Raw genomic sequence first — 21108 nt, 5'->3', positions numbered from 1 at the left:
GATCTGCCGTCACGCGCCGGCGCGGGGGATTGATGTTCGGAATCTTGAGTCTTGGCTTTCTGCTTGGCATGCAGCATGCGCTGGAGCCGGATCACATCGCGGCGGTATCGAGCATCGCGGCGCGCCGTACCCATGTCGGTGATATCGTCAAGCACGGCCTGACCTGGGGCCTCGGTCACACGCTCACGCTGTTCGTCTTCGCCGGCGCCGCGATCCTGCTCGGGCACGCGATCCCCGAGACGGTCGCGCAGCCGATCGAGACCGCGGTCGGCGTCATGCTGGTCGGCCTCGGTGCGCATGTCTGGTGGCGGCTGTGGCGCGATCGCGTGCACTTCCACACCCATTCGCATGGCGACGGCATGACGCATTTCCACGCCCACAGCCATGCCGGTGAAACCGTGGCGCGTGCGTCCACCAGCCCACATGTCCGCGCGGCGCACAGCCACGCCCATGGCTTCCGCTGGCGCACGCTGCTGGTCGGTCTGATGCACGGCATGGCGGGCTCGGCGGCGCTCTTGGTGCTGACGGTATCGCAGGCCCCAAACCCGGTGATCGGGCTTGGCTATGTCGCGCTGTTCGGCGTCGGATCGATGATCGGGATGGGCGTGCTGTCGAGTGTGATTGCGGTGCCGCTCGCGGCCTCCGCACGCTGGCTGACCTGGGCCAATCGCGGCCTGCAAATGGCGGTCGGCGCGGTCACGATTGCGATCGGCATCCACTCGATCATCGAGAACGCGTTTACCTGACGCAGCCAACGTGCGCCGGACCGCCGTTAACGATTCCTGATCCCTCACGGCCGCATTGACCGGATGCCGATGCTTACGCGTTAGGCTTACCGCCAGTTTGGGCCGCGTCCTTAACCCTTCCGCCAAGCCGTTGGATTAGGCTGCGGGTGGAACAATTCGGGACGCTGGGTAGAACATGCGCGGAAGTCTTGCGCTGACGATATTGGCTGCGATGACCTCGACGGCGCTGGCCGGCGGCGGCTTCGACATTGTCGTGCCCAATCGCCCTGGCGTGCCCATCATCATCAATGGCGTCGACGCCTCCTACGCCGTGGTCGAAAGTGCCATGGGGCTGGCCCGCAACGACTCGATGGTGCCGACCGTCTATGGCGGCCGCCCGATCGATCCCGAGCCGAATGTCGGCCATTATTATCCAAGCCTCGGCCACATGCCGGGTTACGGCCGCCTCGAGATCGAGCCGCCGGCCAACCGCCGCCTGCCGCAGCCGGCCGAGAGCTATCACGAATCATGGTCGGCGCGGTCCGCGCCGCTGCCGGCGCAGTCCAGCGTGCCGGTCGATCCGCCGCCGGTGATCTACGCGCCGCAATTCAACGGGCCGCAGCCGCTGCCGGGACCGGTCCCGCGGCCACCGCGTCCCCGAGGACCCTAAATCAACTGCCCCTCGAACGGGGGCGCCTTCATAGCCACCAAGAGCTACGCGACGAACAGAGAGACCATCAGGAGAGAGTAATGCGTCAAATGATCAAAGGACTGATTGCGGCCGTGGCCGTCATGGTGACCGCGCCCGCAATGGCGTGCGGTTTCAACCCTTGCGGCTATTCCGCGCCCGTCGTGAATTACGGCTGCGGCGGCTGCGGCGGCTGCGGCGGCTGCGGTGGCTACGGCTACGGCTACGGCTATGGCGGTTACGGCGCGGTCGAACGCCTGCCTGACCCGGATGCGGCCTACCCCGACGCAGCGCAGCAGTACTATTACGTCAACCAGGGACCGAGCTACACCGGCCCGGGCAATTGGGCGCCGCGTCCGTACTACCGCGAGGGTTACGGCCGTCCGTATTACGGCTATCGCCACTATGGCTACCGTCACTACGGCTACCGCCATCACTATCGGCCCTACCGTGCGCACTACGGCTATCGCTACGGCTACGCGCCACACCGCTACGGCCATCCGGTGCTGCGCCGCTACTACTGATCCGACGATCGGTTCGAGACCCGGTCGAAGACATCAGCGCCCGTTTGCGTCAAGCGAGCGGGCGTTCTTCGTTTGACAATTGAAGTGAGGTCGCTTCCGCAAAGGGCGCCGCACCCCCCGCATGCGACCGCCGCAGGTGCGCGCTGCCAAAATATCGAAAACAACCCCATGCAAAGGAGCCGGCGGTTGCCGGCGTTCGACAGGGCGACTTGACACGTCGGGCAAATCAGGGATATATTTCGAATATTCCGAAATCATGCGAGCGCCGCCTCGCAAGCCCCCTGGTCCGCAAGCGGGAGAGGTGAACAAGATCTCGGCCCCATCCAACTATCAAACTAACCCATCAGCCCGAGCCGGCTGGCGCCGATATAGAGCGCGAGCACACAGGCGTTCGACACGTTGAGGCTCTTGATCTCGCCGGGCATGTCGAGGCGGGCGACGACGCGGCAGGTCTCGCGCGTCAATTGCCGCAAGCCCTTGCCTTCGGCGCCGAGCACCAGCGCGAGCGGCTGCTGCAATTGAACCTTGCCGAGATCCTCGGTGCCCTCGCTGTCGAGGCCGACGGTCTGAAAGCCGTGGTCGTTCAGTTCGTTCAGCGCGCGCGCCAGATTCTGCACGGTGACCATCGGGACCAGCTCGAGCGCGCCGGAGGCGGACTTCGCCAGCACGCCGGTGGCCTCCGGGCTGTGGCGGGCGGTGGTGACGATCGCCTTCACCGCAAATGCCGCGGCCGAGCGCAAGATGGCACCGACATTGTGCGGATCGGTGATCTGGTCGAGCACCAGCACGATGCCCTCCTGCGCCAGCGTGTCGATGCCGGGCGAGGGCAGGGGGTCGGCCTCCGCCAAGAGGCCCTGATGCACGGCATCGGGGGTGAGGCGCCGGTCGATGTCGCCGGGCCGGACGATCTCCGGGGTGACCCGGGTCGCGATGTTTTCGTCGGCAAGGCGCTTCGCGGCGTTCTCGGTGAGGTAAAGCTTGCGGATCTGGCGGTCCGGGTTGGCAAGCGCGGCGGCCACCGTGTGCCAGCCATACAGAATCACCGGTCCGTCGGAACCGGATTCGCGCTCCCGCCAAGCCGGCGGGCGGCCGAATTTCGGCCCTTTTTGGAAGGGTTTACCGCCCTTGCCTCGGAAATTGGGTTTGCGGTCGCGGTCGCTCATGTGAGGCTTGTGTCACGGCTCTCGATTATTGGCAATTTACGCAGCGTTTTCGAGCGAAGTGGAGGGCGGTTCGCGTGAAGAAAACGCGTCAAAAACAAGAATCTAGCCGCCGTTATTGCTTGTTTGGAACAGAGATCGCGACAGTCTGCAAAAGTATGCCAAATAGGCGGCCCGCTTGGTTGACTTTGGGGACCGCCTTCGCCCATAAACGCGCCCGACCGCGCACCCGCTTCGGGTCGGCCGGTTATCAGCGTCATCTCGATGACCCGGTCCGCCGCCACTCGCGCGGCCGGTCTGATGCTGTTGGACGGGGGAGTGTCCCGAGTGGCAAAGGGAGCTGACTGTAAATCAGCCGCCTCATGGCTTCGCAGGTTCGAGTCCTGCCTCCCCCACCACGCTTCGCCCTGACGGGCTACGCGTGGCGCAGCCACGCCTGACCCGTCAGGGCAAAGCGTGTCCGGCGTAGCTTGAGCGCCAGCGAAAGCGAAGACGGACTGGCCAAGGGCATCGCTTCCACGAACTTCAATTCGACACGTTACTCCCATTTCGCTGGGCATGCCGAGAAGGCGTCTCGCGCCGCCACCACGATTCACCCCCGCAAACCACGCCGCAGCAGTTTCGCGAAATCCTGCGCCATCTGCGACGGCGCTTCGTGCGTCGGGGAGAGGATGGCGATCTGGTACTGGATCTTCGGCTTGAACGGGCGGATGGCGAGGTCTTCGGTGAAGGGCTTGCTCACCACCGGATCGACGATGCCGACGCCGCGGCCCTCGGCGACGAGCTGGCACGCGGTCGAGAAGAATTCGGTCTCCGCGACCACGTTCCAGCGCGCGCCGTATTCGGAGAAGGCGGATGCCAGCTGCTGGTAGATCGGATCGCCGCGAAACAGCGTGACGAAGGGGACGCCATCGAGGTCATCAGGGGTGATCTGCTTGAGCTTCGCGAGCGGATGCGCATGCGGCAGCATGCACGCGCACTCATACGAGAACACCTCCATGTGCGAGGTCGGATAATCCAGCGGCAGCTCGGCGATCGCGAGATCGAATTGCTGCGTCGAGATCAGCTCGCGGACGGTCGCGGAATTGCGCGTGATGATCTTGATCTGCAGCTCGGGCTTGTTCCTGGCGAACTGCGACAGAAGCCGCGGCAGCAGGCTGATCGAAATGCTCGGATAGGCCGCGATCGCGAGGTGACCGCGCCGCCCGGACCTGATCTCGGCCGCAACGCGCGCCGCGTTCTCGGCGGCTTCGAGGGCGCGCGCCGCCTCGACATAGAACAGCTTGGCTTCCGGGGTCGGCTGAAGGCGGCCGCCGCGGCGCAGGAAGAGATTGAGGCCGGTCTCGTGCTCGAGGCCCGCGATCATCGTGCTGATGCCGGGCTGCGACATGCCGAGCAACTCGGCCGCCCGGGTCATGGTGCCGTGGAGCATCAGGGCGCGGAAGCATTCGAGCTGTCTGAGGCGCATGCGCGACTATACGAATCTGCTATAATGGACACAATTAATATTATTAGAATTACATGACGAGCAGTGCTCCAATGGCGCAACGAGCCATTGAGGAGGCACCACATGACCATAGCAACCATCGATCTGACCCGCGCCCGTCTGATTCCGGCCCGCAATGGCGTGGCGGCTCGCCTCGATGCGGGAGAGACGGTCATGGTCGTCAACACCCATGGCAAGCAGGTGGTCGATACCTGGGCCTTCAATGCCCGCGACACCGGCGAGTTCATGTCGATGGAGCACAGCCGTGCATCGATGCTGCGGCTGATTCCGCGCGTGGGTGACACGCTGACGACCAACCGGCGCCGCGCGATCCTCACCTTCGTCGCCGACACGACGCCGGGAATCCACGACACGTTGATCGCGGCCTGCGACATTCACCGCTATCGCCAGCTCGGTGCGGTCGGCCACCACGACAATTGCACGCAGAATCTGGCGCACGCGCTCGAGACAGTCGGCCTGTCGGCTGCGGTGACGCCGGCTCCGCTCAATCTGTTCATGAATGTACCCGTCACCGACGGTGGTCAACTGGACTTCAAGTCGCCCGTCAGCGAGGCCGGGCAGTATGTGGCGCTGCGTGCCGAGATGGATCTCGTCATCGTGTTCTCCGCCTGTCCGCAGGACATGGTGCCGGTGAACGACATGCGGCCGACCGACGCTCATTTTCTCATCGCCTGACACGGGCCGCGCGGAGAACAAATCATGCGCAAGCTGCCGCCGCTTAATGCCGTCCGCGCGTTCGAAGCCGCGGCGCGCCATGAGAGCTTCACCGCCGCCGCCAATGAACTCTGCGTCACGGTGACGGCGATCAGTCACCAGGTTCGGCAACTCGAGGCAATTCTCGGACACAAGCTGTTCGAGCGCTCCGGCCGCGCGGTGGTGCTGACCGCGGAGGGCCATGCGGTGTTCCCCATGCTGCGCGACGGCTTCGACCGCATGGCGAGTGCCTTCGCCGCGATCCGTCCGCCGGCCGACGGCGATGCGATCACGGTATCGACCACGCGCGCCTTCGCCGAGCGCTGGCTGATGCCGCGGCTCGCGCGCTTCAACGCCGCGTTTCCGCACCTCGTCGTCCACATCGATGCGACCGAAGAGGTGCGGACGCCGGGCGCAGACGGCGTCGATCTGGCGATCCGCTACGGACGCGTCGACCGCGCCGGCGAGACATCGGTGCTGTTCAGCGATCGCTACATTGCGGTTGCGGCGAGCGCGATCTGTCCGCCCGGTGCCCGTCTCGGCATTGACGACGTCCGTTCGCGCTCGCTGCTGGCGTTCCGCTGGAAGAACGCCGCGCTGGACTCGCCGGCGTGGTCGGCCTGGCTCGCGGCGGCCGATCATGATCCCGGCCGGGACTTCCGCATCTCCTGGTACAGCGAGGAGCCGCTGGCGCTGCATGCCGCCGAGCGCGGGCTCGGACCGCTGTTGTGCAGCGATGCGCTGGTGGACGAGCAATTGCGCGAGGGCACGCTGCGCCGGCTCGACGGTCCCGCGCTTGCGGGCTTTGCCTATCGCCTCGTCGATACGCCAAACGCTGCCCGGCGCAAATCGGTGACGGCGTTCATCGACTGGCTGCGGGCCGAGGCGGCCACCTTTCGGGCGGCTCCCGAGCAGGTCATGACACGGGCTGCGTGAAGTAGGGCAGGGTCTCGACGCGGACCTGGTAGGTGCCTGCCTTGACCAGGCCGTCGAGGTGCGCCGCGATGTCCTCGAGCGATGCGAACCAGACCTTGCGTTCGGCAACGATCTGCTCGAGCCAACGCTCCACGACGCGCCAGCGGGCAAGCCGGCCGGTCAGGAACGGGTGCCAGATCCCCATCCAGAATCCGCCGGCCTCATAGGCGGCTTCGAACTCCTCGAACGAGGCGGCAAGGCCCTCGCTCGGCGATTTGACCGGCATCATGTAGCCGATCTCCGCGTAATGGGCGAAGGGCGGCCAATCGTCCGATCCCCAGTGCGGCGGCATTTCGTAGAGCGATCCGCGCGCGGTGCGCATCTGGTACGGGATGTCGTCGGCCATCAGCGACGAATCGTAGACGAAGCCGTGCTCGATCAGGAGATCGATCGTGGTCTGGTTGGCGTTGTAGACCGGCGCGCGGTAGCCGCGCGGCTTGCGCCCGGTCATCGCGACATGAATGCCGAGCGCGCGTTCGAAGGCCTCGCGCTGCTCCACCGAGGAAATCTCCGTCGGATCCTCATGGATGTAGCCGTGATGGCCGATCTCGTGGCCACCCCTGAGGATCGCCTCCACCGCATCCGGATAGCGCTGCATGGTCCAGGCCGGCATGAAGAACGATTGCTTCAGGCCGAGGCGTCGATAGGTTTCCAGGATGCGCGGCACGCCGACGGTCGGTCCGTAGCGTCCCATCGTGATCGGATAGAGCCGGTCGAAGGAGTCCTTTGGGCGCGCGATGTGGATCAGGCTGTCGGCGTCGACGTCGAACGTGATCGCACAGGTGCAGCGCGCACCGTTCGGCCAGGGGATGGGATTCTTTATCATGGGATCATCCTCGTGCAGCCGGCGGACAGCGGTGCATCATTCCGCCGCCACATTAACAGGCCCGTCGATTCCAAGACACTGCCGGACCAGCACGGGGATCGCGGCGAAGGCGTCGGCGAGCGAGCGCCGGTAGCGTTCATCGTTGAACTCCTGGTAGTCGACCGCGATCAGATGGCTCTCCTGCACCCCGAGATAGTGGGCGCAGGTGAAAATATGGGTTTCCAGATGGTTCATGGTTTCCCGCACCCCGCCGGGGCCAAAGCCGAATTCGCCGCGCGAGCTCAGCACCACCAGCGTCTTGCCGCGCATGATCGGCTCAAGCGGAAAGTCGCCGCGGGCGAGATCGAAGCTGAAGGTCTTGTCGATGCGGATCACCTTGTCGAGCCACGACTTCAAGGCCGCCGGCATGCCGTAATTGTGCATCGGCGCCCCGATGACGATCACGTTGGCGCGTTCAAGCTCGTCGATCAGCGCATCGGAGAGACGAAGCTCGTCGTGCTGCTCCGCCGTGCGGTCGCCGGGCGCAGTGAAGGCGGCGGCCACCCACGCCTCCGTGATCAGCGGCGGCGGGGCGCGGCCGACGTCGCGCGAGATGATCGTGGCGCCGGGCTCGTGCGTCAGCCAGTGCTCGACAAACGACCTGGAGAGCTTTCGACTGACCGAACGGTCGCCGCGCGGGCTGGCATCGATATGCAGAAGTGTCGTCATCCCTGGCCTCGGCTGGTTGGGGGCAATGCGTTGGCTCCACAATGACCGAGTGCCCGGGTCGGCGTGATTGACGAATCCGGCAGGTGAGTTGAGAAAATCTCAACAGTGAAGCGGCGTGCCGTGATGACGCGGTCTGCGAGCGTGACCGCGGGGGGATCTGTCGCCATTCAACACGCAAACTTCACTCTCGATCTCATCTCAACCCGGCTTGAGGATTCCTCATTATCGCCTCACGGCTGCCTGCTGCTCAGATGCCCCATCCCGGCCCAAACCAATGCGCCGGACAACGGGGGAAACATGTTGCTCAAGCAGACACAGCTTCCGGCGCAGGATGAAGCCGGCTTCGATGCCCACGGAATTGAGCCGGTGCCGGCGACGCACCGCACGTCGTCATCATCAGATCAGTTTTGGATCTGGACCGGCGCGAACATCGCACCGATCAACTGGGTGCTGGGCGCGCTCGGCATCCAGCTCGGCCTGAGCCTGCTGCAAACGCTTGCCGTCATCGTTGTCGGCAATCTGTTCGGCGCGGCGCTGTTTGCCGCCTTCTGCCTGATGGGACATCGCACCGGCGTGCCGCAGATGGTGCTGGGCCGGCTGGCGTTCGGCCGCCGCGGCGCCTATCTGCCGGCGCTGGCGCAGGTCCTGATGCCGATGGGGTGGGTCGCGATCAACACCTGGATCGTGCTCGACCTCTGCATGGCGGCGCTGGAGCGGATGGGCATTGGCGGCGGCATCGAGCTCAAATACGCGATCGCGGTGCTGGTGATGCTGTTCCAGATCGGCATCGCGGCCTGGGGCTTCAATGCCATCAAGGTGTTCGAGCGCTACACCATGCCGTTCATCCTGCTGATCATGGCGGTCATGACCGCGCTCGCCTTCCTGCGCGTCGATATCAGGTGGCAGTCGGCAACCGTCACCGGCATGCCGGCGTTCGCGGCGGCGACGCAGCTGATGACCGCGATCGGAATCGGCTGGGGCATTTCGTGGCTGACCTATGCCGCCGACTATACGCGCTTCACCAGGCCCTCGCTCGGCGCCGCCAAGGTGTTTCGGGCGACATTCCTCGGCATGTTCCTGCCGACGGTCTGGCTCGCCTTCCTCGGTGCGGCCATTGCGTCCGCCGGCGCCGGTTCCGATCCGTCGAAGCTGATCATCGCAGCTTTTGGTGCGATGGCGCTGCCGGTACTGCTGGTGCTGCTCCATGGCCCGATCGCGACCAACATCGTCGTGATCTATTCGGCGGCGCTGTCGTCGCTCGCGCTCGATCTGCGGCGGCCGCGCTGGGTGATCTCCGTGCTGTCCGGCCTGATCGCCTCCGCGATCCTGTACGCCTTCCTGCAATCGGGCGATTTCGCCCACGCCTTCGACAATTTCATGGTCGCCCTGATCGTCTGGATCAGCCCATGGGCCGGCGTGACGCTCGCGGACTTCTACCTGGTGCGACGCGGCCGCATCGATGTCGCCTCGCTCTACGAGGAGCCGGGTCGGGATCGTGATTTCAACTGGGCCGGGCTGATCGCGTTTGCTGCCGGCTTCGTGGCGGCGTGGGCTTTCCAGATGGGCACGATCAAGGCCATGCAAGGTCCGCTGGCGTTGGCGACCGGCGGGGTCGACCTGTCGTGGCTCACCGGCATCGGCGTTGCGATGGCGAGCTACCTTGCGCTGCATCGGCTGTTTGGACGTCCGTTGGCGCGGAGCGTCCCGTCGCCGGCCGTGGACACAGCGTCGATCGAACCCGCGCCCACATCGACCTGACAGGGGCACGCCTTGCGCCTGCTCACTCCATCCGCGCGAATATCTCCACCAGCGTCTCGCGCAGCCAGCGCTGCGCGGGGACGGTGTCGTTGCGCTGGTGCCAGAACAGGCTGACGATGCGCGGCGGCGCCGGCAGCGGCACCGGCACCGCATGCAGATGGGGCGCCTGGCGGGACTGCGCGCTGAGGTCGCGCGGCAGCACCGCGATCAGGTCGGACTGGCGCACGATCTCGTAGGCGGCGTTGTAATGATTGACGATGGCGACGAGGTTGCGCGACAGCCCGCGAGAGCCGAGAAACTGGTCATAGGTCGGCAAAGTTCGGCCGGCCAGGCTCACATCGACATGCTTGGCGTTGAGGAAACTGCGCACATTCAGCCGCTTCCGGCCCGCAAGCGGGTGATCACGCCGCATGAAGCAGGCATAGTCCACCGTCCAAAGCGAGCGCGAACGGATCAGTCCCTGATGCAGCGCCTCATTGACATAAACGCTCAGCACGCAATCGACCCGGTTGTCCTCGAGCTGGTCGGCGATCCCGATGATGGTGTTCGGCACGGTGCGGATGCGCGCCGTCGGCGCCATTTCGGCGAAGCGGTTCAATAGCCGCGGCATCACCAGAGCCGCCACGTAGTCCGACATCGACAGGCTGAACTCGGTCTGCGCACGGCGTGAATCGAAGACCTCCTCGTCGAGTGCGCCGCGGATGCTCTCCAGCGCGCCGCCGATCGGATCCCACAGTGCCACGGCCCGCTGGGTCGGGCGGATTCCCGTGCCGGATCTGACGAACAGGGGATCGCTCAGCGCGTCACGTAGTCGTGCCAGCGCATTGCTGACCGCGGGCTGCGTCATTTTGAGCGTGTTCGCGGCACGCGTGACGCTGCCCTCCGTCATCAACGCCTCGAAGACTTTCAGGAGATTGAGGTCGAGCGTGCGAAACGGCATTAGCGACATTCATGCTGGTGATATACTAGATCATAATTATAAATTATTGCGATAATTGAGGTTTGTCTATCATTCCCCCGAACACGGGCGCCGGGCCGTGGCTCAGGGGGGATATTCATGTCAATGATATCGGCGCGCATCGAGCGCCTGCCGTTCGCGCGTTTCCATGTGCACCTGCTGCTGATGGGCGGCCTGGGCTATCTGTTCGACGCGATGGATGCCGCCGTGCTGGCGTTCATCCTGCCGGTGCTGCGCACCGCCTGGGGGCTCACCAATGTCGAGACCGGCGTGCTCGGCAGCAGCACCTTCGTCGGCTATCTGTTCGGCGCGCTGTTTGCCGGGATGCTGGGCGACCTGATCGGCCGCCGTGCGGTGATGATGTCGGCGCTCGCGCTCTACAGTGCAGCTTCGCTGGTCAGCGCGACGGTGGACAGCTGGCCGGCGTTCTTCGCCGCGCGCGTCGTTGCCGGCATGGGCACCGGCGCGGAAAGCGCGATCATCGCGCCTTATCTCGCGGAATTCGTGGCGCGGCGTTACCGCGGCGCCTTCACCGGCGCGCTCGCCGGCTTCTTCTCGTTCGGCTTCGTTGCGGCTGCCTTGCTCGGCTATTTCATCGTGCCGGCCTATGAGAACGGCTGGCGCATCGTGCTCGTGATCACCGCCATACCTGTCGTGATGCTGCTGTGGTGGCGCCGGTCGCTGCCGGAATCGCCGCGCTGGCTGGAAAGCCGCGGCAGGGTCAAAGAAGCCGAGGCGGTGCTCGATAAGGTCGAGGCGAGCTTCGCGCGCGAGGGCCGTGTGCTGCCGCCACCGGTCGCAGAGCCCGCGCTGCCTGCCGTATCGTCGGGAACGCTGCTGAGCAATTTTGCGGCGCTGTTGGCCGGCCGCCAGGCGCGGATCACCACCATGACCTGGATCATGTGGCTGTCGATCACGTTCAGCTATTATTCGTTCTTCGTCTGGATTCCCGGCCTGCTGGTCCAGAACGGCATGAGCATCACCAAGAGTTTCGGCTATTCGCTCGCGATGTATTGTGCGCAGGTGCCCGGCTATTTCACCGCCGCCTTTTTCAACGAGCGGATCGGCCGGCAGTCCACGATCGCATCCTACATGATCCTCGGCGGCGCCAGCGCGCTCGGGCTCGCCTTTGCCGCAAGCGACGGGCAGATCATGGCGGCCGGGCTGCTGCTGTCGTTCTTCATGAACGGCACCTATGCCGGCGTCTATGCCTACACGGCCGAGGTGTTTCCGACGGCGATCAGGACCACCGGCGCAGGGCTCGCGTCCGCGATCGGTCGCATCGGCGCGATCATTGCACCGATCCTGGTCGGCTATCTCTACCCGAATTTCGGCTTCGCCGGCGTGTTCGGCGTCACCACGACCGTGCTGTTGATCGGCGCCGTCACCGTCGTGCTGATGGGCGTGCCGACGCGCGGCCGATCGCTGGAAGACATCGCAAGCGAAGCCGCGTGAAGCATGATCCGGAAAAGTGTGAAGCGGTTTTCCGAAAAGATCATGCTCAAACTAAAGCGACCGGCCACGTCCTGACAGGAGACCTTATGTCCACGACCCTTTTCAAGAATGCCGCGCTGCTCGACCCGCTGCGGTCCGATCTGCTCGAAGGCCACCACGTGCTGGTCGAGGATCGCCTGATCAAGGAAGTGTCCGATCGGTCGATCGAGGCCTCAGTCGATCGCGTCATCGACCTCAAGGGCAAGACCCTGATGCCCGGCCTGATCGACCTGCATGTGCACGCGGTCGCAGTCGAGCTCGACCTGTCGCAGCAGGCTCGGATGGCGAACGTGCTGGTGACGCTGCGCTCGACCATGCTGCTGCGGGGCATGCTGAAGCGCGGCTTCACCACCGTCCGCGATGCCGGCGGCGCTGGCCATGCGCTCAAGCAGGCGATCGACACCGGGCTGACCGATGGGCCCAGGCTGTTCGTCTCCGGCCGCGCGCTCAGCCAGACCGGCGGCCATGGCGACGGGCGCGGCCGCTCGGATTATCTGAGCGACCCGACCTGCTCCTGCTGCGTGCGGGTCGGCGCGATCGCGCGCGTCGTCGACGGCGTCGATGCGGTGCGCAAGGCGGTGCGCGAGGAGCTGCAGATGGGCGCCGACCAGATCAAGATCATGGCGTCCGGCGGCGTCGCGTCGCCCACCGATCCGATCGGTGCGTTCGGCTATTCCGAGGACGAGATCCGCGCCATCGTCGCGGAAGCGAAGGCGCGGCACACCTATGTGCTGGCGCATGCCTACACCGCGGAGGCGATCGAGCGCGCGGTGCGCTGCGGCGTGCGCACCATCGAGCACGGCAATCTGGTCGACCTTCCGACCGCGCGCCTGATGGCCGAGCAGGGCGCCTATGCGGTGCCGACGCTCGTCACCTATGAGGCGCTGGCCACCGAAGGCGCCAAATACGGCCTGCCTGCCGCAAGCGTCGCCAAGGTTGCCGACGTGCGTGACGCCGGCTTGCGCTCGCTCGCGATCTATCGCGAGGCCGGCGTCAAGATGGGATTCGGCACCGATCTGCTCGGGCCGTCGCAGCGCTTGCAGAGCGACGAGTTCCGGATCCGCGCCGAGCTGCTCGGTGCGCAGGCCGTGATCCATAGCGCGACCATTGTCGGCGCCGAAGTGCTCGGCATGGAAGGCAAGCTCGGCCGCATCGCGCCGGAGGCGTTTGCCGATCTGCTGGTGGTCGAGGGCAATCCGCTGCGCGATGTAACGTGCCTGCTGGGCCAGGGCGAGCACATTCCGCTGGTGATGAAGGCCGGCAAGGCCGAAGTCGACCGGCTGGGCGGGTGAGCCACCTAAGCACGCTCGCGGGCAAAGCGCTCGTCCTCACGGCGTCACGCGGGGGCAGGCCGGGCCGATTTGCTCGTTCACGTTACCGCTGGCGGCGTTGACGCGGCCGGGCGGAAGCACGACATATCGCGTGCCGACCCCACCCGCCGCTCCGGAGCCAGCCATGAACGCGCCCCCCAACATCGATCACGTCACGCCGCAGTCCGACGGCGACGTAGTGAGCTGGCTGACCAACGAGACGCGCGACCAGCGCTTCATCGACAATATCTTCGCCGAGTTGTGCATCCGGCTGCAGCGGACGGGCATTCCGCTCAAGCGGGCGACGATGAATCTCCTGATCCAGCATCCGCAATGGCTCGGCGCCCGGATCATCTGGGCCGACGGGAAACGCGAGGCCGAGATCACGCGGGTCGACTACGATGTCCAGCAGCGATCGGAATATATCGGCAGTCCGGTCTACGAAATCCATCAGGGTATCGACGAGGTGCGCGAGAAGCTCGAACATGACCCGTCACAGGGCCGCAAGCACGCGCTCTATGACGAGATGCGCGCGCAGGGCCTGACCGACTATGTGGCCTGGCCGTTGCTGCATACGCTCGGCAAGCGGCATGTCGTGACCTTCGCGACCGACCGTGCCGGAGGTTTCGATGATGCGCATATCGCCAGTCTGAAGACGGTGCTGCCGGTGCTGGCGCTGGTCAGCGAAATCCGGATGAAGAACCGCCTGGCGCGGACGCTGCTCGAGACCTATGTCGGCTCGCACGCCGGCGAGATGATCCTGGCCGGCGCGACGCGGCGGGGCAGCGGTACCACGGTGAGCGCCGCGATCATGATCTGCGACTTGCGGGATTTCACCCGGATCTCGGACTCCTGGCCACGCGATGACGTGATCGATCTCCTGAACGACTATTTCGACGCGATGTCGGAGCCGATTGCGCGGCATGGCGGGGAAATCCTGAAATTCATCGGCGACGGTCTGCTCGCCATTTTCCCGCTCAGCGAACCCAAGGCCTGCGCCAACCTGCTGCATGCGGTAGCCGAGGCGCGGCTGGCGATGGCGGCGCTCAGCGAAAGGAACGGCATGATGGGCCGCGCGCCGATGAATTACGGCATCGGCGTCCATGTCGGCGACGTCATGTACGGCAATATCGGATCGCGCACCCGGCTCGACTTCACCGTCATCGGCCCCGCCGTGAACATGGCGTCGCGCCTCGAAGCCCTCACCAAGCAGTTGAAGAAGACGGTGCTGCTGTCCCGCGCCTTCGCGGATCTTGTCGAGCACGATTTCGCGCTCGAACATGTCGGCGAGCATCCGGTGCGCGGCTTCAGCGAGCCGATCGAGTTGTTTGCCTATAATGGCTGAAGAAATCTTCAGGCCGGCGTCGCCTTTTGCGCCGGCGTAGCCCGATCGATAAATCCCTTGGCGAGGGCATGATAGACGCCTTCCTTGCAGATCAGGCGCGAGCTCGCATGCGCGATCAGGGCCGCGGCCATCAGCGGCACCACCATGGCGTGATTGTCGGTCATCTCGGTGACGATCACGAAGGCCGTAATCGGGGCCTGAACCACGCCGGCGAAATACGAGACCATGCCGAGCAGCATGATGGCCGCAAGCGGCGCGCCGTGGAACAGCGGTGCGATGTTGGAGCCGAGCCCGGCGCCGACCGCGAGCGATGGCGCGAAGATGCCGCCCGGCATGCCGCTGATCGAGGCAAATGTGGTGGCCAGGAATTTCCACACGCTGAAGCTCGCGGGCAATTGTGACCCGGCTTCCAGCGCGGATTTGACCTGCTGATATCCCGTGCCGTAGATCGCGCCGTCGGAAGCAATCCCGCAAATCGCCGCCGCAAATCCGCAGATCGCGGCAAAGCCGACCGGATAGCGTTTGATCGTGCGTCCGACCGGGTTGGCAAATCCGCGCGCCATTGCGATCAGGATGCGGCTGAACAGGCCGCCCGCCAGACCTCCGGCCACGCCGCAGAGCGGGACCGCGAGCCAGTCGGCGCCGTTGCGCAGGGCCGTCGCGCTGGTGCCGAAATAAGTGTAGTTGCCCATCAAGGCGAGCGACGTCAGGCCCGCGGCGATCACCGCGCCGATGATCAGGCTGGAGGTTCGCGTCTCGAAGGCGCGGCTCATTTCCTCGATGCCGAACACGATCCCGGCCAGCGGGGTGTTGAAGGCTGCCGCGACGCCCGCCGCCGCACCGGCAAGGATCAAGCCCGGTTGGCGCCGGGGCGAGAAGCGGCCGAGCGCAAACATGATCGACGCGCCGATCTGCACCGTCGGTCCCTCGCGCCCGACCGATGCGCCACACAGCAGGCCGAACAGGGTTAGCAGAATCTTGCCGGCGGCAATGCGCAGCGAAACCAGGCTTTCGCGCGCGGTCTGGTCGGTCAGATGGCGTGCGGCGATGGCCTGCGGGATGCCGCTTCCCTGCGCGTTCTGAAAAAAGCGATTGGTCAGGTAGACCGAGAGCGCGAAGCCTGCGGGCGTCAGCACCAGCGAGGCGTAACGGACATGCGACACCAGCGCGGAGAAGGCGACCTGCGCCAGATCCGCGAGCTGGGCGAGCGCGACGGCCGCCGCGCCGACCGCAATGCCGCCCAGAAGGAAGATGGCCCGGCGCTGCCAACGCGCGGAAACGATTCTGAACAGCCGCCTCTGGCGGTTGGAGGGGAAGCCCATTCTGACGCAATTCCGGCTGATGACGTGATCCGGTCCGGACGGATCACGTCATTCCTAGCATGCGTCGGTGGTGGGTGAAGCTCAACAAATCAGCAAGGCGTGCCCGCGCAGCCGCCAGATGCCAAAGCCGAAATCTGTGCTTTTTGCCGCGGGCAGCAGAGATCCCGCCGCCTATCTCCGGCGCCGCTGCTTCCTTGGAAACAGCCGATCGCGGATGTAGCGCGAGGTCGGCGTCAGGCGAAGTCCGCGCGGCTTTTGCCAGGCGGCGCGGTCGATCTCCTTCTTGTCGCCGATCGCCAGCCGTCCCTTGGCGTTCTTGGCGATGAAGATCGCATCGCTCATCCTGCGGCCGGAACGCTTGTTCTTGGCCGTCACTTCCTTCCACAGGCTGAGCCTGCCGAGCTTGAGCTTCGGCAGCTCTTCCTTGATCTCACGCTTCAGGCAGTCCTTGCCGGTCTCGCGCGCACGCCTGCGTCCGCCGGGGAACATCCACAGCCCGTCGGATCGACGTCGGACCAGAAGGACCTTGCCGCGCTTCGCGGCAACTAGTTTGGAAGACTTCGTCATGTACTGCGCAATGACCGAAACAGAATCGACCCCATTCTAATTTGTCTATTTGAGTAGACAAGTTCCAAGGGCGAATTGTTCCACAGTCATGTGTCGGCTGTTTGTCTGCCACGGAAGGCCTGAGCACTGAGAAAATCCTGACGACGCGCATCCTCGTACGAGGAGCGGCAAGTGAAGAGGCGGCCGGCTGTGACGGTCTGGCGCGGCTTCACCGTGGATACGCTTGCACGCGTTCGCCGTGAGCCCGGGCGTGGTCTCGCTTCATCGAACATCCTCACGTTGAGCTCGTGAGAATGAGGTACTCCTGGTTCCCGTAGGAGGAACTGGCGCGGCCTTCGATGACAAAAGTCCATGGCAGGCAGCTCTCTGCCGCTTGACTCAATGTTCTTGTTTTGTTCTAATCGCCCTCCACCGTGAATAGGAGGCCGCCATGGACAACCGTATCAGCGAAATTCGCAGGCAGATCAGGGCGCTGCGCGTCAGCATGCTCGAGGCCGAGGCCATCATGCGACAGCAGATCAACCGGGATGAGGACTGCGCCTTCGTGGCCGGGGACCTCCTCAAGATGCGCCTGGTGATGAGCCGTCTGGTCGAAGAGCGGGGCATGCTGGGCGACCGCGAGCCGATCATCGTGCATGCGAGCGTTGCTCCGCGCCGCCGTGCCGCGCCACCGATCTTTCTTCGCGCGGCGAAGCGGGAGCTCGTCGCCGGCGAAGCGCGTGGGTGATGACGAACTAAGGATGCAGCGGCTGCGCACCGAGTTGCGCGAGTTCGACGCATCCGTGAACCGGCTGAGGCAGGCCGGACGCGATAGTGCATCGGCGCAGCTTCTGCTGTCGCGCAAGCGCGCCGAGCTGGAGGACGTGATCTGCCGGAGGAAAGATGAGAGAGCCGCTTCGGTATTTCCACGACAGCGATGATCATGCGCCCTGGATCAAGGCGCTGGCCGAGGTCCGGCACATGGCGACGCGGGAAGGCTGGTGCTTTCACCACGTGCAGGCGATCATCGTGGCGATCGACCAGTATGCGGAGGCCGCGCTTGGCAACCGCGAATTCTTCCTCAACCGCCCGCAGACCGTCGGCCCGCTGCGGCGAGGCGAGGTGCCGTAGAACGCAGCATCGCGTACGGCATTTCGCGAGCTGGTGCTACGGTCAGCACCGCCGTGTGGTTGACGAGCTCAAGGCAATACGTCGGCGGGATGCTTGTCGCGATGCTCGACATATTCGACGCGGGTCTGGTCCGGATGCAGCACCAGCATGTTGCGGCCGGTCGGGACCGGCTTGGGGGCCTCCAGTATCGTGGCGCCGACGCCGGGGAGATGCGCGGCGAATGCGTCGATGTCGTCGACCAGAAACGTCAGATGCGTCGCCGTGAACGGCTTCAGGCTCTGTTCCGTCCCTGCAATGAACAGGATCGAGGCGACCTGCGCCAGCCTGAGATCATATTCGGGATAGTCGAACCGAAGCCGCGCCGGCTGGCCGATCAGGGCTTCGTGGAAGGCCACGGCCTCGTCCAGGCCCTCGAGCGGCAGGTAACGTCTCGCCAGGATATTGAGTATCTTCATCGCCACGTCCTGATGTTCTCATATTGCTGCGACCGCCATCCGGTCCAGCCAGACGACGCGACAAGGCGCGCCGCCGCTTGCGCAGCGCCGCGATCGCTCGATCGATCTGTTCGAGCTTCTCCTGCATCACTGCCGAGCAGTTCACGCGCGCGCCGCGCCGGCCGTCTTCAAGCGCAGTCAGAAGATTGCGAAGCTCGCGGGTCGAGAAGCCCGCGGCGATGAGGTCGCTCACCCACGCAGCCCGTTCGATCTCCAACACAGAATAGCTTCGATAGCCGTTCGAATTCCGGCGCGGCACGATCAGGCCTGCCGCCTCATAATGCCGAAGCGCTCGTGCACTCACGCCAAGATGGTGTGCCGCCTCCTGAATCCGCATCGCGATCTCCTGTCGAGGGTCGGCCTAGCACCTTCTCATTAACGTCAATGTCAAGCGCCGTGTTGCGGGGCCGCACCGGGCGCCGCCGCTGAATTCCATCAATCCGCCGGGACGGACGCCGGGGCCAAATGCCCCGGCCTGCCTGATCTGGCCGGGATGGCCAATCCGCTGCCGCCGACATATCGTGACGGTCCGCGGCCGAATCTGAGGCGGATCGTTCATCGTCGGGTCATCTACATCAGGCCATCGTCAGCGCCGCGCCCGCGAGGGGCGGCGGCACATTTTTCGGAGGAGGTTTCGGATGATCAGGGGCTGGCAGATTGCGACGTCGGCGCTCGCCATCGTCGTGATGGTTGCAACGCTGGGCGCAGAGGCGAACGCGGCGCAGTGCGGCAACGGGCCCGGCGGATTCGAAGCCTGGAAGGAGCAATTTGCCGGCGAGGCGAGGGCCAAGGGCGTCGGTGCCACCGCGATCGACGCGTTGATGCAGGCACATTACGCCAGTGCGACGATCGCCGCCGATCGCGGCCAGCGCAGTTTTGGCCTGTCGCTCGAGCAGTTCATGGCCAAGCGGGGATCTGCGACCATCGTGGCGCGCGGCCGTTCGCTGAAGCAGTCGCAGGCGGCCATGTTCGCCTCGATCCAGCAGCGCTACGGCGTGCCGCCGGGACCGCTGATCGCGATCTGGGGCATGGAGAGCGGCTTCGGCAGCCAGCGCGGCAACCAGAACATGCTGTCGTCGATCGCGACGCTTGCCTATGACTGCCGTCGCCCGGACTTCTTCACCGACCAGCTCTATGCCGCGCTGAAGCTGATCGACCGCGGCACTCTGTCCGGAAGCACGCGCGGCTCGATGCATGGCGAAATCGGCCAGACCCAGTTCATGCCGAAGAACGTCCTCGCCTATGGCACCGGCAATCTCGACGTCGCCGCCAACGCGCTGAGCTCGACGGCGAACTTCCTGCACGCCCATGGCTGGCGCGCCGGCGCCGGTTATCAGCCCGGGGAACCCAATTTTGCCGCGATCGAGGCATGGAATGCAGCGCAGGTCTATCAGAAGGCGATTGCCATTATGGGACGGCAGATCGACGGCCAATGAGCGCAGGGCCGGGGGTTCCTTCATCCCCTGTTAACGCAACGGTGCCCAGATCGTTTGCTGTGAAACGGAGCAGATGGAGACAGGCTCCATGCTCAAGAACGGCACCTATGCGGCGTGGTTTCGGACGTCGCTCGCTGACGGCACCGGCATCGTGCACATGGCCGACGGCAGGCTGTGGGGCAGCGATGCCATCATGCTTTACGACGGCACCTATGAGGTCGACGGCGAGCGCTTCTCCGCCGTGCTCACCGCCAGGCGGCACTCCGAGGGACATGCGACCGTGTTCGGCACCGACGACCTCGTGGTGCGGCTCGAAGGCGTCTGGAGCGGCGCGATCGCGACGGCCGCGGGCAGGGCGGATGCCGTGCCCGATCTCGCCTTCGAGGTGACGCTGATTCCAAGCAATGGGGTGGCGCCCACACCGCCGCCCGATCCGCCGCTGCCGAAGTTCGATCCGAGCAAGCTGCCGAAGCTGCCGAAGCGCTCGAGTCGCTGAGCAACTTTATGCGTCGCTCGGGCCCGCGGTCTCCGGAAACGGCGCGCCGGGGATGTAGAGCTTCAGCGCGCGGATCTCGTAGACCGCCGACGGGTTGACGCTGCGCAGGTCGCGTGCCGCGGCGATCGCTTCTGCTTCATCGGCGCAATCGATCACGTAGAAGCCCAGCAACTGCTCCTTGGTCTCCGAGAACGGGCCGTCGATCACGATGCCGTGGCCGGGCCCGCGCAGGGTGCTGGCGTTGCGGGTCTCGCCGAGCCGTGCAGCCGGGCCGAGCCGCCCCTTCAACCGTTGATGGACCTCGCGCAGACCTGCCATGACGGCTGCGTCCTCATCGGCGCTCCACGACTTGACCTCGGCTTCGACGTGATAGGCCAGGATGGCATAAAGCATCTCGTGAGCTCCTCATTTCTGTTGCGGCAGGCCCAAGGACGGCCCAGAGCCAGCCACGCCGACATTTCATGTGTAGCGGACCGGCCGGTTTTTGTGCTGCGACAAGGTATCCCGCCGGCGGCATGGCGGCGGCGAATCCCGCGGCCTGGACAGGTAAAAAGGCGCGGCGGAATCGCTTCCGCCGCGCCCCCGGATTTGTTGTCTCGCTGGTCAGGGCTGAGAGCGCCCCGATGCCAGGCTGATTACTCAGAGCCTAGCGGGCGATCTCAGCGAGGTGACAGCGCTTGAGACAAGACACTAGATCACCTCCTTTCTTTGTTGATGGGACCAGCAATATAGGTGGCGAATCTGCCGCTGTTAAGACCGCCGTCCGTCCCATCCGGGCCAGGAACCGGCCGCATTGCGCGAACATATTCTCGTTTACCGGCGCACAAGGACGCCCGCCGAGGCAGTTGAGACGGCCGTCCGGCCGTGTTAGGTGATCGCTCGATGCGGGTGTAGCTCAATGGTAGAGCAGCAGCCTTCCAAGCTGAATACGAGGGTTCGATTCCCTTCACCCGCTCCAATGTTTTCAATGGTTTAGAGCGTCAAGACCTTTTCATTCTGACAAGACACGCAT

General features: G+C 65.0%; 24 protein-coding genes and 2 tRNA genes. 15 read left to right on the top strand and 11 right to left on the bottom strand.

What is annotated here, in order from left to right; all coding sequences use genetic code 11:
• The first annotated feature begins 32 nt into the window (after positions 1-32).
• From HU230_RS17945 to HU230_RS17935, 3 genes are all read left to right on the top strand, one after another.
• Positions 33-746 carry a HoxN/HupN/NixA family nickel/cobalt transporter gene (locus tag HU230_RS17945; RefSeq protein ID WP_176530511.1) on the top strand — a complete coding sequence of 238 codons (714 nt, stop codon included), beginning with the start codon at positions 33-35 and terminating at the stop codon, positions 744-746.
• A gap of 175 nt (positions 747-921) precedes the next feature.
• The gene (locus tag HU230_RS17940) at positions 922-1395 is read left to right on the top strand and encodes a hypothetical protein (RefSeq protein WP_176530512.1); all 474 of its coding nucleotides are present in this window, start codon (positions 922-924) and stop codon (positions 1393-1395) included.
• 80 nt (positions 1396-1475) lie between these two features.
• Positions 1476-1937 (top strand): hypothetical protein, encoded by a 462-nt coding sequence (locus HU230_RS17935; RefSeq protein WP_176530513.1) that lies wholly within the window; start codon positions 1476-1478, stop codon positions 1935-1937.
• Positions 1938-2272: 335 nt separating this feature from the next.
• Here the strand turns inward: HU230_RS17935 and rlmB are convergent, their stop codons facing one another.
• Positions 2273-3100 (bottom strand): 23S rRNA (guanosine(2251)-2'-O)-methyltransferase RlmB, encoded by an 828-nt coding sequence (rlmB, locus tag HU230_RS17930; protein ID WP_176530514.1) that lies wholly within the window; start codon positions 3098-3100, stop codon positions 2273-2275.
• A 309-nt stretch (positions 3101-3409) separates the two neighbouring features.
• Here rlmB and HU230_RS17925 point away from each other — a divergent pair.
• A tRNA-Tyr gene (locus HU230_RS17925) sits at positions 3410-3495 on the top strand.
• Between the two features lie 194 nt (positions 3496-3689).
• Here HU230_RS17925 and HU230_RS17920 read toward each other — a convergent pair.
• Complete coding sequence (locus HU230_RS17920) at positions 3690-4565, bottom strand: LysR family transcriptional regulator (protein WP_176530515.1); 876 nt, start codon at positions 4563-4565, stop codon at positions 3690-3692.
• Positions 4566-4667: 102 nt separating this feature from the next.
• On the opposite strand from HU230_RS17920, the gene HU230_RS17915 reads away from it, so the two are divergent.
• Together HU230_RS17915 and HU230_RS17910 are read left to right on the top strand one after the other, a co-directional pair.
• Positions 4668-5279, top strand: coding sequence for a DUF1989 domain-containing protein (locus HU230_RS17915; RefSeq protein ID WP_176530516.1), 612 nt, complete (start codon positions 4668-4670; stop codon positions 5277-5279).
• A 24-nt stretch (positions 5280-5303) separates the two neighbouring features.
• Complete coding sequence (locus HU230_RS17910) at positions 5304-6233, top strand: LysR substrate-binding domain-containing protein (RefSeq protein ID WP_176530517.1); 930 nt, start codon at positions 5304-5306, stop codon at positions 6231-6233.
• Here the strand turns inward: HU230_RS17910 and HU230_RS17905 are convergent.
• The gene (locus HU230_RS17905) at positions 6214-7098 is read right to left on the bottom strand and encodes a polysaccharide deacetylase family protein (RefSeq protein WP_176530518.1); all 885 of its coding nucleotides are present in this window, start codon (positions 7096-7098) and stop codon (positions 6214-6216) included. The genes HU230_RS17910 and HU230_RS17905 overlap by 20 nt on opposite strands.
• Positions 7099-7134: 36 nt before the next feature.
• Positions 7135-7806 carry an FMN-dependent NADH-azoreductase gene (locus tag HU230_RS17900; protein ID WP_176530519.1) on the bottom strand — a complete coding sequence of 224 codons (672 nt, stop codon included), beginning with the start codon at positions 7804-7806 and terminating at the stop codon, positions 7135-7137.
• A gap of 297 nt (positions 7807-8103) precedes the next feature.
• Between HU230_RS17900 and HU230_RS17895 the strand changes: the two genes are divergently transcribed.
• Positions 8104-9564 carry a purine-cytosine permease family protein gene (locus tag HU230_RS17895; protein ID WP_176530520.1) on the top strand — a complete coding sequence of 487 codons (1461 nt, stop codon included), beginning with the start codon at positions 8104-8106 and terminating at the stop codon, positions 9562-9564.
• A gap of 22 nt (positions 9565-9586) precedes the next feature.
• Here the strand turns inward: HU230_RS17895 and HU230_RS17890 are convergent, their stop codons facing one another.
• Positions 9587-10504, bottom strand: coding sequence for a LysR family transcriptional regulator (locus HU230_RS17890; protein ID WP_224943346.1), 918 nt, complete (start codon positions 10502-10504; stop codon positions 9587-9589).
• A 117-nt stretch (positions 10505-10621) separates the two neighbouring features.
• On the opposite strand from HU230_RS17890, the gene HU230_RS17885 reads away from it, so the two are divergent.
• Positions 10622-11977 carry an MFS transporter gene (locus tag HU230_RS17885; protein WP_176530522.1) on the top strand — a complete coding sequence of 452 codons (1356 nt, stop codon included), beginning with the start codon at positions 10622-10624 and terminating at the stop codon, positions 11975-11977.
• A gap of 86 nt (positions 11978-12063) precedes the next feature.
• Positions 12064-13308 carry a metal-dependent hydrolase family protein gene (locus HU230_RS17880; protein WP_176530523.1) on the top strand — a complete coding sequence of 415 codons (1245 nt, stop codon included), beginning with the start codon at positions 12064-12066 and terminating at the stop codon, positions 13306-13308.
• Between the two features lie 36 nt (positions 13309-13344).
• Here HU230_RS17880 and HU230_RS43655 read toward each other — a convergent pair whose 3' ends face one another.
• A complete protein-coding gene (locus tag HU230_RS43655) occupies positions 13345-13473 on the bottom strand; it encodes a hypothetical protein (RefSeq protein ID WP_275949091.1) in 129 nt (42 codons plus the stop codon).
• Here HU230_RS43655 and HU230_RS17875 point away from each other — a divergent pair.
• Positions 13472-14671: an adenylate/guanylate cyclase domain-containing protein gene (locus tag HU230_RS17875; RefSeq protein WP_176530524.1), complete on the top strand. Its 1200-nt coding sequence runs from the start codon at positions 13472-13474 to the stop codon at positions 14669-14671. The two genes, HU230_RS43655 and HU230_RS17875, sit on opposite strands and share 2 nt — an antisense overlap.
• Before the next feature lie 8 nt (positions 14672-14679).
• On the opposite strand, the gene HU230_RS17870 is transcribed toward HU230_RS17875, so the two are convergent.
• Both HU230_RS17870 and HU230_RS17865 read right to left on the bottom strand, forming a co-directional pair.
• Positions 14680-15993: a chloride channel protein gene (locus HU230_RS17870; RefSeq protein ID WP_176530525.1), complete on the bottom strand. Its 1314-nt coding sequence runs from the start codon at positions 15991-15993 to the stop codon at positions 14680-14682.
• A gap of 171 nt (positions 15994-16164) precedes the next feature.
• Complete coding sequence (locus HU230_RS17865) at positions 16165-16560, bottom strand: NUDIX hydrolase (RefSeq protein WP_092115072.1); 396 nt, start codon at positions 16558-16560, stop codon at positions 16165-16167.
• Between the two features lie 430 nt (positions 16561-16990).
• Between HU230_RS17865 and HU230_RS17860 the strand changes: the two genes are divergently transcribed.
• Complete coding sequence (locus tag HU230_RS17860) at positions 16991-17287, top strand: hypothetical protein (RefSeq protein ID WP_176530526.1); 297 nt, start codon at positions 16991-16993, stop codon at positions 17285-17287.
• Between the two features lie 155 nt (positions 17288-17442).
• Entirely contained in the window at positions 17443-17670 is a 228-nt protein-coding gene (locus tag HU230_RS17855) for a hypothetical protein (protein ID WP_021081740.1), read from the top strand.
• Positions 17671-17738: 68 nt separating this feature from the next.
• Here the strand turns inward: HU230_RS17855 and HU230_RS17850 are convergent, their stop codons facing one another.
• Entirely contained in the window at positions 17739-18065 is a 327-nt protein-coding gene (locus HU230_RS17850; protein WP_210284217.1) for a VOC family protein, read from the bottom strand.
• On the bottom strand, positions 18001-18501 hold the full coding sequence (locus HU230_RS44090; protein ID WP_207830526.1) for a MerR family transcriptional regulator: 501 nt from the start codon (positions 18499-18501) through the stop codon (positions 18001-18003). Before HU230_RS44090 ends, HU230_RS17850 begins: the two co-directional genes overlap by 65 nt.
• Positions 18502-18802: 301 nt before the next feature.
• Between HU230_RS44090 and HU230_RS17845 the strand changes: the two genes are divergently transcribed.
• On the top strand, positions 18803-19600 hold the full coding sequence (locus HU230_RS17845; RefSeq protein ID WP_176530528.1) for a lytic murein transglycosylase: 798 nt from the start codon (positions 18803-18805) through the stop codon (positions 19598-19600).
• An 88-nt stretch (positions 19601-19688) separates the two neighbouring features.
• The gene (locus HU230_RS17840) at positions 19689-20096 is read left to right on the top strand and encodes a hypothetical protein (protein WP_176530529.1); all 408 of its coding nucleotides are present in this window, start codon (positions 19689-19691) and stop codon (positions 20094-20096) included.
• A 6-nt stretch (positions 20097-20102) separates the two neighbouring features.
• Here the strand turns inward: HU230_RS17840 and HU230_RS17835 are convergent, their stop codons facing one another.
• Positions 20103-20489, bottom strand: coding sequence for a YciI family protein (locus HU230_RS17835; protein ID WP_176530530.1), 387 nt, complete (start codon positions 20487-20489; stop codon positions 20103-20105).
• Positions 20490-20980: 491 nt separating this feature from the next.
• Here HU230_RS17835 and HU230_RS17830 point away from each other — a divergent pair.
• Positions 20981-21054 (top strand) — tRNA-Gly (locus HU230_RS17830).
• Positions 21055-21108 lie beyond the last annotated feature (54 nt).

Origin of the sequence: Bradyrhizobium quebecense, assembly GCF_013373795.3 — a bacterium.
Taxonomy (GTDB): domain Bacteria; phylum Pseudomonadota; class Alphaproteobacteria; order Rhizobiales; family Xanthobacteraceae; genus Bradyrhizobium; species Bradyrhizobium quebecense.
This window is presented reverse-complemented; position numbering and strand designations above follow the sequence as displayed.

Bases quoted from the DNA above. Each gene is read 5' to 3' on its own strand.
- HU230_RS17920 (WP_176530515.1), bottom strand. From the start codon at position 4,565: ATGCGCCTCAGACAGCTCGAATGCTTCCGCGCCCTGATGCTCCACGGC.
- HU230_RS17870 (WP_176530525.1), bottom strand. From the start codon at position 15,993: ATGGGCTTCCCCTCCAACCGCCAGAGGCGGCTGTTCAGAATCGTTTCC.
- HU230_RS17845 (WP_176530528.1), top strand. From the start codon at position 18,803: ATGATCAGGGGCTGGCAGATTGCGACGTCGGCGCTCGCCATCGTCGTG.
- HU230_RS17905 (WP_176530518.1), bottom strand. From the start codon at position 7,098: ATGATAAAGAATCCCATCCCCTGGCCGAACGGTGCGCGCTGCACCTGT.
- HU230_RS17915 (WP_176530516.1), top strand. From the start codon at position 4,668: ATGACCATAGCAACCATCGATCTGACCCGCGCCCGTCTGATTCCGGCC.
- HU230_RS17835 (WP_176530530.1), bottom strand. From the start codon at position 20,489: ATGCTTTATGCCATCCTGGCCTATCACGTCGAAGCCGAGGTCAAGTCG.
- rlmB (WP_176530514.1), bottom strand. From the start codon at position 3,100: ATGAGCGACCGCGACCGCAAACCCAATTTCCGAGGCAAGGGCGGTAAA.
- HU230_RS17865 (WP_092115072.1), bottom strand. From the start codon at position 16,560: ATGACGAAGTCTTCCAAACTAGTTGCCGCGAAGCGCGGCAAGGTCCTT.
- HU230_RS17875 (WP_176530524.1), top strand. From the start codon at position 13,472: ATGAACGCGCCCCCCAACATCGATCACGTCACGCCGCAGTCCGACGGC.
- HU230_RS17855 (WP_021081740.1), top strand. From the start codon at position 17,443: ATGAGAGAGCCGCTTCGGTATTTCCACGACAGCGATGATCATGCGCCC.
- HU230_RS44090 (WP_207830526.1), bottom strand. From the start codon at position 18,501: ATGCGGATTCAGGAGGCGGCACACCATCTTGGCGTGAGTGCACGAGCG.
- HU230_RS17895 (WP_176530520.1), top strand. From the start codon at position 8,104: ATGTTGCTCAAGCAGACACAGCTTCCGGCGCAGGATGAAGCCGGCTTC.
- HU230_RS17945 (WP_176530511.1), top strand. From the start codon at position 33: ATGTTCGGAATCTTGAGTCTTGGCTTTCTGCTTGGCATGCAGCATGCG.
- HU230_RS17940 (WP_176530512.1), top strand. From the start codon at position 922: ATGCGCGGAAGTCTTGCGCTGACGATATTGGCTGCGATGACCTCGACG.
- HU230_RS17840 (WP_176530529.1), top strand. From the start codon at position 19,689: ATGCTCAAGAACGGCACCTATGCGGCGTGGTTTCGGACGTCGCTCGCT.
- HU230_RS17910 (WP_176530517.1), top strand. From the start codon at position 5,304: ATGCGCAAGCTGCCGCCGCTTAATGCCGTCCGCGCGTTCGAAGCCGCG.
- HU230_RS17885 (WP_176530522.1), top strand. From the start codon at position 10,622: ATGTCAATGATATCGGCGCGCATCGAGCGCCTGCCGTTCGCGCGTTTC.
- HU230_RS17880 (WP_176530523.1), top strand. From the start codon at position 12,064: ATGTCCACGACCCTTTTCAAGAATGCCGCGCTGCTCGACCCGCTGCGG.
- HU230_RS17935 (WP_176530513.1), top strand. From the start codon at position 1,476: ATGCGTCAAATGATCAAAGGACTGATTGCGGCCGTGGCCGTCATGGTG.
- HU230_RS17900 (WP_176530519.1), bottom strand. From the start codon at position 7,806: ATGACGACACTTCTGCATATCGATGCCAGCCCGCGCGGCGACCGTTCG.
- HU230_RS17860 (WP_176530526.1), top strand. From the start codon at position 16,991: ATGGACAACCGTATCAGCGAAATTCGCAGGCAGATCAGGGCGCTGCGC.
- HU230_RS43655 (WP_275949091.1), bottom strand. From the start codon at position 13,473: ATGGCTGGCTCCGGAGCGGCGGGTGGGGTCGGCACGCGATATGTCGTG.
- HU230_RS17890 (WP_224943346.1), bottom strand. From the start codon at position 10,504: ATGCCGTTTCGCACGCTCGACCTCAATCTCCTGAAAGTCTTCGAGGCG.